14 protein-coding genes are annotated in these 16,530 nt (G+C 56.7%); 7 read left to right on the top strand and 7 right to left on the bottom strand.

Annotated features, from left to right (window positions below):
* Nucleotides 1-2 precede the first annotated feature (2 nt).
* The 6 genes from AC2FC2_RS22500 to AC2FC2_RS22475 all read left to right on the top strand — a co-directional run bounded on the left by AC2FC2_RS22500 (nucleotide 3) and on the right by AC2FC2_RS22475 (nucleotide 7,162).
* Entirely contained in the window at nucleotides 3-1,421 is a 1,419-nt protein-coding gene (locus AC2FC2_RS22500; protein WP_209635339.1) for an aminotransferase-like domain-containing protein, read from the top strand.
* Between the two features lie 153 nt (nucleotides 1,422-1,574).
* Nucleotides 1,575-3,263: an ABC transporter substrate-binding protein gene (locus AC2FC2_RS22495; RefSeq protein WP_490659936.1), complete on the top strand. Its 1,689-nt coding sequence runs from the start codon at nucleotides 1,575-1,577 to the stop codon at nucleotides 3,261-3,263.
* A gap of 48 nt (nucleotides 3,264-3,311) precedes the next feature.
* Nucleotides 3,312-4,268 carry an ABC transporter permease gene (locus AC2FC2_RS22490; protein WP_209635335.1) on the top strand — a complete coding sequence of 319 codons (957 nt, stop codon included), beginning with the start codon at nucleotides 3,312-3,314 and terminating at the stop codon, nucleotides 4,266-4,268.
* 2 nt (nucleotides 4,269-4,270) lie between these two features.
* Nucleotides 4,271-5,221 carry an oligopeptide ABC transporter permease gene (opp4C, locus tag AC2FC2_RS22485; protein ID WP_490659935.1) on the top strand — a complete coding sequence of 317 codons (951 nt, stop codon included), beginning with the start codon at nucleotides 4,271-4,273 and terminating at the stop codon, nucleotides 5,219-5,221.
* Nucleotides 5,218-6,204, top strand: a complete 987-nt coding sequence (locus tag AC2FC2_RS22480) for an ABC transporter ATP-binding protein (RefSeq protein ID WP_209635331.1) — start codon at nucleotides 5,218-5,220, stop codon at nucleotides 6,202-6,204. The genes opp4C and AC2FC2_RS22480 overlap by 4 nt, the downstream gene beginning before the upstream one ends.
* Entirely contained in the window at nucleotides 6,194-7,162 is a 969-nt protein-coding gene (locus AC2FC2_RS22475) for an ABC transporter ATP-binding protein (RefSeq protein WP_490659934.1), read from the top strand. Before AC2FC2_RS22480 ends, AC2FC2_RS22475 begins: the two co-directional genes overlap by 11 nt.
* 1 nt (nucleotide 7,163) lies before the next feature.
* Here AC2FC2_RS22475 and AC2FC2_RS22470 read toward each other — a convergent pair whose 3' ends face one another.
* The gene (locus AC2FC2_RS22470) at nucleotides 7,164-8,138 is read right to left on the bottom strand and encodes an alpha/beta hydrolase (RefSeq protein ID WP_490308182.1); all 975 of its coding nucleotides are present in this window, start codon (nucleotides 8,136-8,138) and stop codon (nucleotides 7,164-7,166) included.
* A 243-nt stretch (nucleotides 8,139-8,381) separates the two neighbouring features.
* On the opposite strand from AC2FC2_RS22470, the gene AC2FC2_RS22465 reads away from it, so the two are divergent.
* Nucleotides 8,382-9,308, top strand: a complete 927-nt coding sequence (locus AC2FC2_RS22465; RefSeq protein WP_209635325.1) for a glycosylasparaginase — start codon at nucleotides 8,382-8,384, stop codon at nucleotides 9,306-9,308.
* Between the two features lie 150 nt (nucleotides 9,309-9,458).
* Here AC2FC2_RS22465 and AC2FC2_RS22460 read toward each other — a convergent pair whose 3' ends face one another.
* The 6 genes from AC2FC2_RS22460 to AC2FC2_RS22435 form a co-directional block, all read right to left on the bottom strand.
* Entirely contained in the window at nucleotides 9,459-10,451 is a 993-nt protein-coding gene (locus AC2FC2_RS22460; protein ID WP_265553732.1) for a LacI family DNA-binding transcriptional regulator, read from the bottom strand.
* Nucleotides 10,452-10,511: 60 nt separating this feature from the next.
* A complete protein-coding gene (locus AC2FC2_RS22455; RefSeq protein ID WP_265553730.1) occupies nucleotides 10,512-11,645 on the bottom strand; it encodes an ABC transporter ATP-binding protein in 1,134 nt (377 codons plus the stop codon).
* Nucleotides 11,645-13,054: a leucyl aminopeptidase family protein gene (locus AC2FC2_RS22450; RefSeq protein WP_490659933.1), complete on the bottom strand. Its 1,410-nt coding sequence runs from the start codon at nucleotides 13,052-13,054 to the stop codon at nucleotides 11,645-11,647. Before AC2FC2_RS22450 ends, AC2FC2_RS22455 begins: the two co-directional genes overlap by 1 nt.
* Nucleotides 13,055-13,057: 3 nt before the next feature.
* Nucleotides 13,058-13,891: a carbohydrate ABC transporter permease gene (locus AC2FC2_RS22445; protein ID WP_209635317.1), complete on the bottom strand. Its 834-nt coding sequence runs from the start codon at nucleotides 13,889-13,891 to the stop codon at nucleotides 13,058-13,060.
* Nucleotides 13,881-14,822, bottom strand: a complete 942-nt coding sequence (locus tag AC2FC2_RS22440; RefSeq protein ID WP_404759402.1) for a carbohydrate ABC transporter permease — start codon at nucleotides 14,820-14,822, stop codon at nucleotides 13,881-13,883. The genes AC2FC2_RS22445 and AC2FC2_RS22440 overlap by 11 nt, the downstream gene beginning before the upstream one ends.
* Before the next feature lie 186 nt (nucleotides 14,823-15,008).
* A complete protein-coding gene (locus AC2FC2_RS22435; protein ID WP_209635313.1) occupies nucleotides 15,009-16,283 on the bottom strand; it encodes an ABC transporter substrate-binding protein in 1,275 nt (424 codons plus the stop codon).
* Nucleotides 16,284-16,530 lie beyond the last annotated feature (247 nt).

Here is a 16,530-nt window from a genome sequence, read left to right as displayed (position 1 = left end):
CTATGACCAGATACGAGCAGCTTGCACAACAGATTCGTGAACAGATCCAGAACCGGGTATGGCGGGCGGGGGATAAACTGCCCTCACTGCGTGAAAGCGGTAAACGTGCGGGATTGAGTCTGATGACGGTAGTGCAGTCCTACCAACTGTTGGAGAGTCAGGGGTGGATCGTTGCACGGCCGCAGTCCGGTTATTACGTGGCGGCGCGTCCGCAACCCTTACCACAGCCGGTGCACGGTGAAAAACTGTTGCTGAGTGAACAGGTGGATATCAACACCTTTATTTTTGATGTGCTGCAGGCGTGCAAAGACCCGGCTATTATTCCTTTCGGTTCGGCGTTCCCCGACGCCACCTTGTTTGCTCAACCTAAACTGGCGCGGGCGTTGAGCAGCGTTGCGCGCAAGCTTACGCCGCACAGTTCACTGGCTAACCTGCCGCCCGGCAATGATGCATTACGGCGGCATATCGCCCAGCGTTATGCGCTGAGTGGTATGCAGGTAGCGCCGGACGAAATAGTCATTACTGCCGGGGCGATGGAGTCATTGAGCCTGAGTCTTCAGGCGGTGACGCAGCCGGGGGATTACGTGGCGATTGAATCTCCGGCTTTTTATGGCGCATTGCAGGCGTTGGAACGCCTGCGGTTGAAGGCGGTGGCGATCGCCACGCATCCGCAGGACGGAATCGATCTGGACGCGCTGGAACAGGCGTTAGAGCAGTACCCGATCAAGGCCTGTTGGTTAATGACCCACTTCCAGAACCCGTTGGGCGCCAGCATGCCGGAGGAAAATAAACAGCGGTTGGTAAGCGTACTGCGCGAGCGCCAGATTTCGTTGATCGAGGATGATGTTTACGGCGAGCTGTATTTCAGCGCCGAGCGTCCGCAACCGGCCAAAGCGCTGGACAGTGGCGGGCAGATCCTGCATTGCTCGTCGTTCTCCAAATGCCTGGCACCGGGCTTTCGTGTCGGTTGGGTAGCGGCGGGGCGCTATGCCCAGCAAATCCAACGGTTGCAGTTGATGAGCACCGTATCGACCAGCGTCCCTACACAGTTGGCGCTCGCCGATTATTTGCTACACGGCGGTTACGATACACACCTGCGGCGCTTGCGCCGGTTGCTGGCGCAGCGCCAAAGTATGATGCGTCAAGCTATCGCCCATCATTTCCCGTCCACGGTGAAAGTCAGCCAACCCGACGGGGGGTATTTCCTGTGGCTGGAGCTGGATCCGGCGTTGTCGTCGATGGAGCTATACCAGCGTGCGCTGGCTCTGGGGGTGAGTATTGCACCAGGCAGAATGTTCACTACCGGCAATCATTTCAATCATTGCTTCCGCTTGAACGCTTCTTTTGACTGGAGCGACAAGCACGAGGCAGCGATCAAAACCTTAGCCAAACTTATCCGGCAGCTTGAACCGGCAGACTGAGCCACGCTGACCAATCGGGTTTCGCAATAGAAAAATTCATAATGCTTTTTCCGGCAATGGAATGCCGGTTTCGTTGTTAGACAGCCCTCCGGCCGCCCATTACTCTGCGATAAATTTTGTCACATTTTATCAACGGGTAGACAAGGGGCTGGGGTGAGCAGAATAAAAAATAAGATAAACAGGCTGTTGCAAAAACGTTTGGTGCCGTTGGCGCTGGCCACCGCGATAGGTCTTTCATGCAGTGCACAGGCAGAAACGTTAACCGAGGGGATCACTCCGGCGAGCGATGCCAGTTTGGTGCCGGCCGCTGCCAAGCTGAGAAAAGACACCGTGGTGGCGGGTATTCTCGAGCCACAGGGCAACTTTAACCCTTATCTGTTTACCAACGGTTGGGATGAGAACGTCACCGACGTGATTTTCACCCGGTTAATTGGCCTGGACAGGGAAGGGAAACCGGTGGCGCGGTTGGCTGAGTCCTGGCAAGTCAGCCCGGATAACCGAGTGTATACCATCAAGCTGCGCCCTAATCTGGTCAACAGTGACGGCTCACCTATCAAAGCCGAAGACATCGCCTTTACGTTGACGCTGCTGCATGACCCGGCCTATGACGGTGAAACCGACATTACCCCGGCGCATATTCAGGGTGGCGCCGAATACAAGAACGGCACAGCACCCAGCATTAGCGGATTGAACGTGATCGACGATCGGACGATTCAGATCACCACCACCCAGCCGGGCGCTACCACGCTGCAGCTGATTGGCGGGCCGGTATTGTCGAAGACGTATTACGGCAAGGACTATCAGCGCGGTAAGTTGGAAAGCGTTCGCGCATTGAATGGCAAGCCGTTAGGCAACGGCCCTTATATTTACGACAAATACATTCCAGGGCAGGAGATTCGCTTCCACGCTAACCCTCATTTCTACCTGGGTCAGCCGGCGGTGGCGCGCTTTATTTACCGCGTAACCAACCCGACGACCAACTTCCAGCTGTTCCAAACCGGTGAAACCGACTATGACGCCTTCACCTCCAAGCCAGATGATATTGAGCAGTTAAAACTCTTGGGTTTCGCCAACATCAACTTGTACAGTTCAAGCGATTACAGCCGGGTGGATTTTAACCTTAAGCGCCCGGCGTTACAGGACGCGCGCGTACGTCAGGCGCTGATCTACGGCCTGGATCGTCAGAAACTGATTACGGTGGTGTACCAGGGTTACGGCACTGTGGCTAACCAGCCTATTTCTCCCGTTTCCTGGGCCTATGATCCGCAGGGTATCAATCCTTATGCTTACGACGTCAACAAAGCGAAACGCCTGCTGGATCAGGCTGGCTGGGTGCCGGGTGCAGACGGTATTCGTCAGAAAGACGGCAAAAAGCTGGAACTGACGCTGTTGGTGACCAAGAAGCTGATTAACGATGCATTGGTGCCCATTGCCAAAGACAACTACCGGCAGATTGGGGTGCTATTAAAGCCGCAGGTGCTGGACTTCAATGCGCTGTTGGCCCAACGCAAGGCGGGTAATTATGACCTGGCATCGCTCAGCACCAGCGGGCTGAATGACCCGCATGACGGGGTACGTGATTTCATTAGCCAGATGAGTGAAACCGGCTATAGCAATCCGCAGGTGGATCAGCTGATTAGCCACGCTAACGCCACGTTGGATATTGAACAGCGCAAGCCTTTGTACCATAAGCTGTACCAGGTACTGGCGGAGGATCCACCGGTGATCCTGCTGGGGAACCGTAAAGTGCTCAGCGCCAGCAGTGCGCGCGTCAGCGGTTTTAAGCCGGACGTTTACAACGGCCTGACGGGCAGTTTGCCGGACGTCAAACTGGCTCAGTAACGGCAATGCGCCGCCGCGCGATGCCGTGCGGCGGCGATGGAAAACACCATGAGAAATTTTATCCTGCGCCGTTTGCTGCAAACCATTCCGATGATGTTACTGGCCTCGCTGCTGATTTTCTTCATCTTCGCGCTGACGCCTGGCGACTTTATTGACGGCAACATCAACCTTACTGCGGAACGGGCTGCCGAGCTGCGGGCGTTGTATGGGTTGGATCAGCCGCTGTTCACCCGCTATCTGCATTGGCTTGGTCGCCTGCTGCAAGGCGATCTCGGCTTTTCGTTACAGTACCAAATCCCGGTCAGCACCTTGCTGAATCAGTACATCTGGAATTCATTCCTGCTGGCGTCAGTGGCACTGGTGCTCTACTGGGGCATTGCGTTGGCGGTCGGCGTGGCGTCGGCGATGAAACCCTATTCGCTGTTTGATCATCTGGTCACTGTGGCGGTGTTCGGCGCAATGTCATTCCCGACTTTTTTCCTTTGTTTGCTGTTAATCAAATGGTTTGCCGTCGATCTGCACTGGTTACCGGCGGGCGGCATGCTGCGAACGGGCAGTGACGCGACCGGATTGGCCTGGGTGGGGGAAGTGGCGGCACATCTGTTGCTGCCGGTACTGGCATTAGTGATGTTGCAGGCTGGGACCCTGACGCGCTATTTCCGCGCCAGCATGCTGGACGTGATCCGCATGGATTATATCCGTACCGCCCGGGCCAAAGGTCTGAAGGAAAAAACGGTGATCGTCAAACATGCGCTGCGCAATGCGCTGTTACCCATCATTACGCTACTGGGGTTTGAATTGCCCGCGCTGTTTTCCGGTGCGTTGATCACTGAAAAAATCTTCAACTGGCCCGGCGCGGGGCACATTCACATTGACTCTCTGGCTGCGCGCGACTACCCGGTGTTGATGGGCTTTACGCTTTTTCTGGCGGTGCTGACCATTTTGGGCAATCTGCTGGCGGACATTCTGTACGCCTATGCCGATCCGCGAATTCGTTTGAGGTGAGTATGTTGGCAACGCTGTTTTTTGGGCGCCGTCGTCGTTGGCGGCAGGCGCAATTACCCGCCCTGGCGCACGTGTCGCCGCCACCGGTTGCACAGGCCTGGCAACGGCTGCGTCGCCACCGATTGGCGATGGCCTCGCTGTTGCTGCTGCTGGTTTTGACCCTGCTCTGCGTTTTTGGGCCGATGTTTTCGCCGTGGCAGGACGATGCCGGCGATGCGCTAAACATTAACCACGCGCCTAATGCCGAACATTGGCTAGGGACAGATTTTCTCGGTCGCGATATCTATACCCGCCTGTTGTTGGCAGGCCGCATCTCGCTGACCATAGGTTTGGTCTCCATGCTGCTGTCAGTCACGCTCGGCTACCTGCTGGGCGCGCTGTCCGGCTATCTGGGGGGACTGGTGGATAAACTGATCATGCGCTTTGCCGATCTGTTGATGACCATTCCCAGCCTGCCATTGCTGATTATCATGGGGGCGATGTTGTCCGAACTGGATGTTTCGCCGGACTACCGCATTTATATGGTGATGATCATGCTCAGCCTGCTGGGGTGGCCGTCTCTGGCGCGGTTGGTGCGCGGGCAGATCCTGTCATTGCGAGAACGTGATTTTATGTTGGCGACAGAAGTCTTGGGCCTGTCCACGCGCCGACGTTTGTTCGGTCACCTGTTGCCGAATACCATTCCGATTTTGGTTGTAGTGGCGACCATGGGTGTCGCCAACGCCATTCTCAGCGAGTCAGCGCTCAGTTACCTGGGGCTGGGCGTGGTGCCGCCGACGCCGTCGTGGGGCAACATGATGGATGCGGCCAACAGCCTGATCGATTTTCAGCGTCGTCCCTGGCTGTGGATGCCGCCGGGGTTGGCCATTTTTATCACCGTAGTGGCGATTAATATTCTGGGTGACGGCCTGCGGGACGCACTCGATCCGAAAATGAACGGGGTGAAACGATGAGTCGGCCACTGGTGGCATTCAATCAACTGTCGGTGGCTTTCAATGGCGAACAAGGGCGGGTGCGTGCGGTACAGCAAGTCAGCTTTGAACTCCATGCCGGACAGACGCTGGGCATCGTCGGCGAGTCAGGTTGCGGCAAAAGCGTCACCGCGATGGCGCTGATGGGGCTGTTACCGCAGCCGCTGGCACAGATCGACGGCGGTGAAATTCATTTTGATGGGCAGGACTTGCTCAAACTGCGTCCGCAACAAATGCGTGATTTGCGCGGCAACCGGCTGGCCATGATATTTCAGGAACCGATGAGCGCGCTGAACCCGGTATTGACGATCGGCGAACAATTGGTGGAGCCGTTAATCCGCCATCGAGGGACAGCACCAAAGACCGCCTGGCGTGAGGCGACGGCGCTGATTACCGAGGTCGGGTTGGCGCGCGCAGAACAGTTGATGACCTGTTATCCGCACCAGCTTTCTGGCGGTATGTTGCAGCGCGTTATGATCGCCATGGCCATCAGCTGTCGGCCGGCGTTGCTGATTGCCGATGAGCCCACCACGGCGTTGGACGTCACCGTGCAGGCGCAGATCTTGGCGCTGCTGCGTGAGCAGAGCCGTAAAAATAACATGGCCATGATGTTGATCACCCACGACCTTGGCGTGATTGCCCAGATGGCCGATCGGCTGGTCGTGATGTATGCCGGACGCATTGTCGAGCAGGGGGACACGCGGGAGGTGTTAGCCAACCCACAACATCCCTATACCCAGGGATTGATGGCTTCACGGCCGGTCGCCGGCCAGCGGCGGCGCAGACTGTACTCGATCCCCGGTCAGGTGCCCGATCTCGCCAATCTGCCCGATCACTGTGCCTTTGCCGATCGTTGCGCTCAGGCCAGTGCACGTTGCCGTGACGGCATTCCGCCTTTGTACGGGACTTTGCAGCGCCAGTCTGCCTGTTTTATCAATGCGGGAGGGCGTTTTCATGCCGTCTGATCTCTTGGTGGAAGTGAAAGGCTTGAAGAAGCATTTTCCGCTGCGTGAAGGGGTGTTTGGCCAGACAACCGGACAACTGCGGGCGGTGGATGATGTCAGCTTTGGTATTCGCAAAGGCACTGTTTTCGGCCTGGTCGGTGAGTCGGGCAGTGGGAAAACCACCGTAGGCCGTACGTTGTTGGGGCTACACGACAAAACGGCCGGTGAAGTGTTATTCAACGGGCAGGCGCTGGATAAGCTCAGTCCCTGCCGATTGCGTGCCCTGCGCCCGAAGATGCAGTTGGTGTTTCAAGACCCTTACAGTTCGCTAAACCCGAGGATGCGTATTGGCGATGCCATCGGTGAAGCCCTGTTGGAGCATGGGCTGGCGCATAAAAGTGAATTGCGTGACCGGGTGATTGACACTATGAAGATCTGCGGTTTATCGGCGCAACAGTATGGGCGTTTTCCGCATGAATTTTCCGGTGGTCAGCGCCAACGTATCGGTATTGCCCGCGCGTTGATCCTGCAGCCGGAATTTATCGTCGCGGACGAGCCGATTTCGGCACTCGACGTTTCGATCCAGGCACAGATCATCAACCTGTTTTCCGATCTTCAGGAGCAGCAAGGGGTGACCTTCCTGTTTATCTCTCACGATCTTGGCGTCGTGGAGCATTTGTGTCAGGACGTGGCGGTGATGTATCTCGGTCAGATTGTGGAGAGCGCCGATCGCGATAGCCTATTCCGGCAGCCACGGCATCCTTATACCCGGGCGTTGCTGGCGGCGGTACCTCGTCTGGATCCTTCACGGCTGCCGCAGGCGATGGCCCAGGGGGAGTTGCCTGACCCTGCGCAACCGCCGCACGGCTGCCGTTTTCATACCCGTTGCCCGCGGGCGACCGCACAATGCCGGGAATTGGCCCCGGCGTTACGTACGGTGGCGGTGGGACATAGGGTGGCTTGCCATTATGCCGAATAACCTAGGCCAGATAATGCTTCAACGCTCGCCCGGCCTGATGGATGGCGGAATGCACTGCCGGCACATGGGCGATGGGGTTCAGCAGGCCGTAATCGTGGATCAACCCATTGTAACGGGTGGAGGTGACCTCTACCCCGGCAGCGTTCAGTAGCCGGGCATAGGCTTCACCTTCATCACGCAGTACGTCCAGTTCAGCGGTCTGGACCAGCGCCGGCGGCAGGCCTTTTAGCTGTGCCAGCGTGGCGTTGAGCGGTGAAGCATAAATTTCCTTACGCTGTGCTTTATCGGTGGTGTAGTTGTCCCAGAACCATTTCATCATGTTGCGCGTCAGGAAGTGGCCTTCGGCAAATTGATGATAAGACTCGGTGTCAAAGTTGGCGTGCGTCACGGGCCACAGCAAGATCTGACAGCGCAGCGCCGGGGTGCCTTTTTCTTTGGCCATCAGGCTGACCACCGCCGCCATATTGCCACCGACGCTGTTGCCGACCACGGCCAGGCGGGAGCCATCGACGTTGATTTTTTCGCCGTATTCGGCCACCCATTCAGTGGCGGCGTAGGCCTGATTAATGGCCGTCGGGTAATGGGCTTCCGGCGAGGGGGTATAGTTGACGAACACCGCTGCGGCACCTGCGCTGTAGACTAAATCGCGTACCAGCCGTTCATGGGTAGGGAAGTCACCCAGCACCCAGCCACCGCCGTGGAAGAACATAAATACCGGCAGCGCTTCTTTAACCTTGGCTGGACGCACGATGTGCAACAGGATGTCCTGCCCCTCGACATGGATCGTCTTCTCGTTGATCTCGACCTCGTGAAGTGGCACGTCGACGCTGCGTTGTGCGCCCTCCAATACCTTACGCGCCTCTTTCGGTTTCATCTCTTCCATCGGCTTGCCACCACCTGCATTCAACGCGTCCAGAAAGGCACGGATATCCTGCTGTGCTGCCGGTTGGCTTGGATCTACAGTTTTTTTAGGCATTTTGGCTCCTCAAGCGTTTTGCGGTCGAGATCACAGTGTAGTCGAACGACAGGTGTTTGCTGTCCGTACAGCACGCAGTGAAAAGACGTGTTGCACCACGCTTTTCGCCGCCTGAGTTTGACTTTTCAACGGGGCAACGATACTTTTTAGTTATTAATGGAACACGTGTTCCATTGGCGACAATCACCGGAGGCCCCGGTGCATCTCTTTTGGCGCTCAACGCCGTGCAGGAAACATAACCTTATGATTGTGATTGCAAATTCTGAAGGGCATCCGGGTATCGCTCTGTCTGCCGAACGGCTGCAGCAGGGACACAACGGCCTGCGCGCCATTGTTGATGGCATCAAGTTGGTGGAACTGGACCCGAGTGTGCGTACTGTTGGTTATGGTGGCTGGCCGAACGTATTGGGTGAGATGGAACTGGATGCCTCGGTAATGGATGGTGACAGTTTGCGCACCGGTGCCGTGGGGGCGTTACAAGGCTACCTGCATCCGGTGGAGGTTGCGTACCGGGTGATGGAAGATCTTAACCACGAAATTCTGGTGGGTGCCGGAGCCGCCCGGTTTGCTGCCGAAATTGGCGCGCTGGCGGGTGATAACCTGATCGCCGATTCCAAACGCGTATGGTGGGACAAGCTGGAACAGGCGATGAGCGCAGAACAGCGACGTGACTGGCCGAATATTCCGCTGGCCGGGCTGTCTAACAATGCCACCGATCCCGAACGTGTACGTGACACCACGGTGTTTTTAGCGCTTGATGGCGGGGGAACACTGAGCGCAGCCACGTCTACCTCGGGTTGGGCGTGGAAATATCCGGGGCGATTGGGGGATAGCCCAATTATCGGCAGCGGTTCGTATGCCGACAGCCGTTACGGCGCTTGTGCTTGCACGCATACCGGGGAAATGACCATTCGTTGCGGCACCAGCCGTGCCGTCGTGTTGTACATGAAGATGGGGATGACGCTGGATCAGGCGGTGTATGAAGCGATCGAAGATTTGAACTACCTGAAGGACGGTTATACCGAAGGGGTGACGATTCATGCTGTCGATAAACACGGCAATCACAAGGTGGTGAGCCTGAACTGCCCAGGCCCCATCCAATACTGGCTGTGGCAAACCGGTATGGCGGCACCAGAATTGCGCGATGCCGAGATCATAACCACCCGTTGACACAGTGCTCTGGGGGTTTAGAGGTGGGGCGCTGCATGCTGCGCCCAAGAGCAGAATCCATGGGGTAACGCGGGGCGACTCTGTTCGATCCCTGCGGGTTTAGCCTTTTCACGGGGATGACGACAGCCTGAACCGCCGAAAGCGGCTCGTTCAGCAAGAGGCACGCACCACCAGTTCGGTGGGAATGGTCACTTGCTGCGGTGCGGCCTGCGGGCTGCTGCTGCGTAACTCCACCAGCCTGACAATGGCGGCGATCATCGCGCTGATATCCCGGCGCACCGAGGTCAGTTGGTAGCTTGGCCAGGCGGCCATCGGGATATCGTCAAAGCCGTAGACCGCGACGTCCTGTGGGATGCGCAGCGGCGTATGCAAACGAATATAATCCATCACACCCATCGCCATCGAATCGGCCGTGCAGAAGATGGCCTGTGGGGCCGGTTGCGCTGCCAGCAGCTGTGGTGCCAGTTTGAAACCACTTTGATAGCTGTAGTCGCCGCTGAGTTGCGCCACGATCTGCAGTTGCTGTGTGGCCGCATGGGCTAAAAAGGTCTGCTGGCGCACTTGTTCGCCTTTGGCGCTGCTGCGCCCACCAAGGAGCGCAACATGTCGTTGGCCTTTTTGCGCCATTAGCGCTGCCAGTTGTTGCAGGCTGGGTGCTTCATCGGCGTTGAGCGCATCGCACAGGGCGTCACCGGCTAACCCATTGAGCATGATCGGTGTGGCGATGCGGAACAGATCTTTCGCTGTGCGAGCGCTAATGTTGTCGGCGAACACCACGGCGGAATCAACATGATAAGAAATGGTTTGTTTGAGGTAGTTGGCCGGATCTTCAATGCCTTCCAATCGGATCATCACCGCCTGCCGGTTGCTGTTTTGCAACTGCTCCACCAAACGATCGAAAAACTCCAAATCAGACAGATCATGAAAGTGGTTAACCACGACCGCGACAAATCCGGTTTTACCGGTATGCAGGCTTTGGGCAATCGCATCGGGTGCATAGCCCAACTGGCTGGCCACACGCATCACCAACTCACGGTTTTTTTGCGATACCCGGCCTTGATTGGAAAAGGCGCGGGAAACCACGGTGCGTGAAACGCCGGCTACGCGGGCGACATCGTGAGACGTGACTTTTTTAATCGGCATGGCGCAAGTACTCAACGGAAAACGGGGCGCTGCGGTAAGAGGGGCAGCGGCGGTATGGTCTCACAGAATGCCGGCCGGCAACACTGTTTCCCCGTGTGGCGCCAGACGCTCGCCGCTGTTTGGGTCAAAAAAGTGCAGGGCAGTGGTATCCAGCGTCACCGCCAGCGGCAAACCCTGTGGGTAGTGCTGCTGAGTGTGTTGCTTCACGATGTATTGTGCGCCATTGTCACCCTGAACAAACAGATTGCTTTCTGCACCCAGATTTTCACTGTACACCAGCGTACCGCGCAGGTGCGGTTCCACCTGCGGTGCGCTGATGCTGCACGCTTCCGGTCGGCAACCCAGCGTCAGCCACTCGCCCGCTTTTGTCGCCAGCGCCGGAAATTCGGCGGTGTTCACGGGCAGCAGCAAGCCAGAATCGCCTTGTAGCACAATCTGCGTCCCCTGAACCTGTACCTGCACATCGAACAAGTTCATCTGCGGTGAGCCAATAAACTCGGCGACAAAGCGGTTAACTGGCCGGTGATAGAGGTCCAGCGGTGTGCCAATCTGCTGTACTTTACCCTGATTCATGATCACCACTTTATCGGCCATGGTCATGGCTTCAACCTGGTCATGAGTGACATAAATTATGGTGGCACCGATGGCCTTGTGCAGTGCCGACAGCTCTTGGCGCATGCGATTACGCAGTTTGGCGTCGAGATTGGACAACGGCTCATCAAACAGGAATACCTTGGGGCGCCGGACGATGGCACGCCCCAGCGCCACACGCTGGCGTTGACCGCCGGAAAGCTGGCCCGGTTTGACCTTTAGAAACTCGGTCAGATGCAGCATGTCGGCAACGGCCGCAATTTGGCTAGCGATCTCTGCTTTAGCCATTCCTTTAATTTTCAACGACAACGCCATGTTTTCGTACACCGTCATGTGCGGGTACAGCGCATAGCTCTGGAATACCATGGCGATGTCGCGGTATTTGGGCAGCACGTCATTCATGCGTTCGCCGTCGATCAGCAATTCACCGGAAGACAGGGTTTCCAACCCGGCAATCATCCGCAGCGTGGTAGATTTACCGCAGCCTGACGGACCGAGCAGCACCACAAACTCGCCTTTCTCCACCTGCAGATTGACGTTGCTGGCGGCCTGATAGCCGTTGTCATAGCGTTTGTTGATATCAACCAGTTCTACGTAAGCCATCAGTGCTCCGTTTGGGCAAGCAGGGAACTGAGTCGTGCCAGCAATAGCACGCCGAATGAGGATGCACCGTTGGCGTACAGCTTGCGGTGCGGCATATCCGTCGACATGGCGGCGATGTCCAGGTGCGCCCAGCGTTGACCCGGCTGTACGAATTCGCTGATAAAGGTTGCGGCCACGCACGGGCTGCCGTGCGGATCCTCGCCACCGTGGCGATAATCGGCAAATTCAGATTTCAGCACACCGCGATACCAGCCGCCGTGTGGCATGGGCCATACCGGTTCTGCGCTAGCGTTGCCTGCTTGGGTAACCTGAGCTAGGAACGCATCGTCGTTGCCCATCATGGCGGCATATTCCTTGCCTAGTGCTACGCCTGCACCACCGGTCAGGGTCGCAATATCCAACAGAAAGTCCGGTTGGAAGCGTTGCTGGGCATAACTGATGACGTCCGCCAACACCATGCGTCCTTCGGCGTCAGTCGAAATGATTTCCACCGATTTGCCGTTGTGCATGGTTACAACGTCGCCAGGGCGCTGGGCGCGTGAAGAGGGCATGTTTTCCACCAGCCCGCACAGGCCAATGACACGGATCGGCAATTGCAGCGCGTCGATGATACGCATTGCGCCCACGACCGCGGCTGCACCGCCCATATCAAACTTCATGGTGCTCATGCGCGCCGCGCCTTTGATACTGATGCCACCGCTGTCGAAGGTCACGCCTTTGCCGACCAGCGCCAGGGTGTGACGAGCATTGGCTGGATGGTGATCGAGTATCAGCAACTGCGATGCCCGGGCACTGCCCTGGCCAACGCCCAGCAGACCGCCAAAGCCTAGCGCGGCCATTTGTTCATCCCCTAACACCTCCTGATGCAGATGGCTGAACGGCAATTGCGCGACGGCCTCCACGAAGCTTTCAGGGTAGAGAATATTGGCGGGTTTGTTCATCAGCTCGCGGCCGACGATCACGCCCTCGGCATGCAGGTTTGCCCAATCGCACAAGGCTTGCGTTGCGGCATCTTGGCTGCTCAGCCGCAGCGTCGGATCGGCCAGCGTTACGCTGGCATGATGCTGATAGCGGTAAGCGCCGAGACGCAAACCAAACAGCAGCCAGCGCCAGGTCTCATCGTCTGCTGTCAGTTCCGGGACCAACGTCAGTCGCAGCTGCTGCAGCCCAAAGTCTTTTTGCCCGGCGGCGATAACGGCCCCGGCATCTTGCAGCGCGGCAGGGGTCAGACGGGGGCCGACGTTGAGGCCAAATCGCCCTTCACCCAGTGGATAAAATACACCGACGCTTGCCCGTTGCAGCCCGGCATCTTGCAGTGTGGCGGGCAGTTGCTCCTCTGTGGCAGCAAACAGGATGACGTGCTGGTGCGCAGCCGCGCCCTTTAGGCTGTAAATATCGATTGATTGCATAAGTTACCCTTTGACCGCCCCACGCGTGAGGCTCTCCATCATTTGTTTGGACGAGAAGATAAAGGCAATCAGCAGTGGCACGATGGCCAGGAAGCTGCCGGTCATTACCAGGTTCCACGGCGTGGCGGTGGCTCCGCTCAGGCTGCGCAGTACCAATTGAAGAATTTGTTTATCCGGTGACTGTAACGCCACCAACGGCAGCATGAAGTTGTTCCAGGTGTCGACCACCACAACGATCGCCACGGTCAGCAATGCTGGGCGCATCAAAGGCAGGCCGATACGCAAGAAAATCTGTAATTCATTCAGGCCGTCCATGCGTGCACTGTCGAGGATTTCGCTGGGTAATGAGGCGCTCACGTATTGGCGAACCAGAAAGATACCGAAGATGTTTACCCCGGCAGGCAGCCAAACGGCGGCGAACTGGTCGAGCAGGCCCACGCTTTTGATGACGAAGAAGTAAGGCACCAGATTGACCACGCTGGGGACCATCATGGTCAGCATCAGCGTAGTGAACAGCACCTTCTTACCCTTGAACTGGTAAACGCTGAAAGCGTAGCCCGCAGCAGCGGAAACCAACACGCTGGTCAAGGTGGCCATGGCGGTGACATACAGGGTGTTAAGCAGCGAACGGGTAAACGGAACCTGTTGTTCCAACCCGCGGAAGTTTTCCACCAGATGCGTGCCAAAGCGGAGAGACATACCCATGATGCTGCGGGTGTCCTGCGTCGCCAGCAAGGCAGACCAATAGAACGGAAACAGCGACAACGAGGCGAACAGGGATACCAACAGATAAATCACCAGTTTTCCGGTGTCGAAACGGCGGCCTTCAGCGATCATTTTTCACACCTCCCCGGTTGCCGAAGCCCCAAAACACCAAGGCACTGACTACGGCTATCAACAGGAACAAGATCCAGGAAATCGCCGAAGCCGTTCCCATATCCAGGTAGGACCAGCCGGTTTTGTAGACGTACATCGACACCGTGAGGCCGCTGTTGTCAACGCCGCCCGTACCCTGGGTCAAGATCATCGGTTCGTTGAATAACTGCATGTTGCCAATCAGCGTCATCAGCGTGGCGAAGAAGATAAAAGGTGCCAACAGCGGCAGCGCGATATAGCGGAATTTCTGCCAACGGCTCGCACCGTCCAGCTCAATGGCCTCGTACAGGTCCGGTGAGATAGACGCCAGGCCGGTCATGTAAATCACCGTATTGATGCCGGTAAATTTCCAGGTCACCTGATTGGCGATGGTGAAACGGATCCAGTCGCTGTCAAAGAAGTTGATGGGCAATGCGGCGGCTAACGTGCCGAGGTGCAGTTTGGTCGCTAACCCGCTGAGCAGCTCGTTAACCATGCCGACGGGGGAAAACAGGTTGAACACAATCAGGCTAACGGCCACGGAAGAGGTAATGTAGGGCAGGAAGATGGCTGCCTTCAGAAAACGTCTGCCGCGCACGATGATATGCAGCAAGGAGTAAGCCAGCGTAATCGCAAACAGATGCTGGCACAGGCCCGACACCAGCGTGATTTTGATGGTGTTGACCAGCGACACCCAGAAGGCATCGTCGGTGAAGGCGTAGTAAAAGTTATCCAGCCCGACAAACTTCATCGAACCGAGGCCCTTTACCGGGTTCCATGACTGAAATGACAGAAACGCCGAAAAGAAGATCGGGAACGCGTTAAACACCGCGAACAGCAGCATAAACGGCAGCAACAGCAGGTAGGCGGTGCGGTGATCGTGCAGCAGCCCTTTGAAAAATCGCTTACGCATAGACTCCCCGAACCGGTGGAAAATATAAAATCGGCGTCAAAAAAACGCTGGAGTTATATCCTAAATAATTCGAGTTGCAGGAAGGCGGCAAGAGCATGGGTCCCCAGGAGCTTACATAAGTAAGTGACTGGGGGGAGTGCTTGAAGCCAACACACCTGCAGCTTGAAATATGACGGATATAGATGATTACAACGCGCGCATCCGCCGCTCGAGCAGCTTGTTGGCATCGCGCAGGGTGCTGTCGATATCCTGATGCTGCACCAGAATTTTCTTCGCCGCTTCATTGAGAATTTCGTTGGCGATATTATCTTCCGGCGCTGAGGCAACCGGCTTCAGGTCCGGCACCAGACTGGCGTAGTAGCGCATCGAATGTTGACCGCCGAGAATGCGACTCGGCGTGTCAAAGTAGGGCGCGTTATACACGTCGAGACGGGCAGGTAAGGTACCGGCGGTTTTGGCCGCGTCGATCACCACGTCACGTTGCATAAAGTATTGAATGAACTGCCAGGCCGCTTCGGCGTTTTTGCTTTGTTTCGGGATCACCAGCGTGGTGCCGCCAGCATTGACCTTGATGTTGCCCGGTACGTCGGTCACGCGCCACAACCCGGCTTTGGCACCGTCCGGATCCAATTCTTGCTCAATACGGCCTTCGTCCCAGGGGCCGTCGATATCTGCAAACAGTTTCCCCTGACGGTACAGCTTGATGTATTCCTGCGAATTGGTTGAGCCGTCGAGCGAGGCGGCTAATCCTTTGTCATACAGCGTTTTGATGACCGTCATCAACTGTTTGATTTGAGGGGAGTCGAGGTTGGGTTTACCGTCTTTGGTGTACACGGGTTTGCCCGGTTCACTGTTCATGCCCACCACGAGTGGGTTGATCAGGCTGGTGGCGGCAGGCAACAGGTAAGCGCCTTGCTCTTTTTTCAATTTCTCACCAAAGGCGATAAAACTGTCCCAACTTTTGGTGATGTCCTCAATCTTCGTTCCCGCCTTTTGCACCATGTCGTTCCGGTAGATCATGATTACCGGGCCGGTATCGTAAGGCACACCATAGATGTTGCCGTCGTTGCCTTTTGCCAGACTGATCATTGAAGGATCAAACTGCCAGCCCTGGCTGTCGATGCTGAACGGAGGGGCGCTCAGGTTGTTCAGACCACCGGAGTTGGCGAAGCTGCCCAGCTTAATGGTGCTGACGCTGAAGATATCGGCGGCACCTTGGCCGACGGCCAACGCGGTCGTCAGCTTTTGGTGGCAGTCAGAGAAGCCGCATTTAATCGACTGCACCTGAATGTCCGGGTGCGCCGCTTCAAAATCTTTAATCACCTTATTGATGTAATCATTCGGCAAATAGTTGGCGAAGGTAATGCGGGTAGTGGCGCTGGCAGAAAGGGGCAGGCCCAGCAGCACGGCCAGTGCGACCCCGGTGATCCTATGGTTAGTACGCAAGCAGAAATGAGCCATGATAACCCCGATGCTGTGCAGTCGATGTGTACCCGTCCTACTTCAAGCCGCCGCGGTGTCGCTGCGTGACTCGGCCCATCCATGGAGCTCACCCCCGTGGCTGGCTTAGGCCAGCGCCTGGGGACGCATGTTTTGCCGCTTTCCTGCGGCTCGAATTATTTAGGGTGGGTGCGTTTTTTTTATCATGGAACACGTGTTCCATTGAAATTAACCTATTATCGCGTCCTCAGACTGTCAACAATTTGTT

Source organism: Serratia sp. CoH_122_TC_1, from assembly GCF_058191755.1.
Note: the sequence above shows the minus strand (reverse complement) of the source record. Positions and strands in the feature narration are given on the sequence as shown.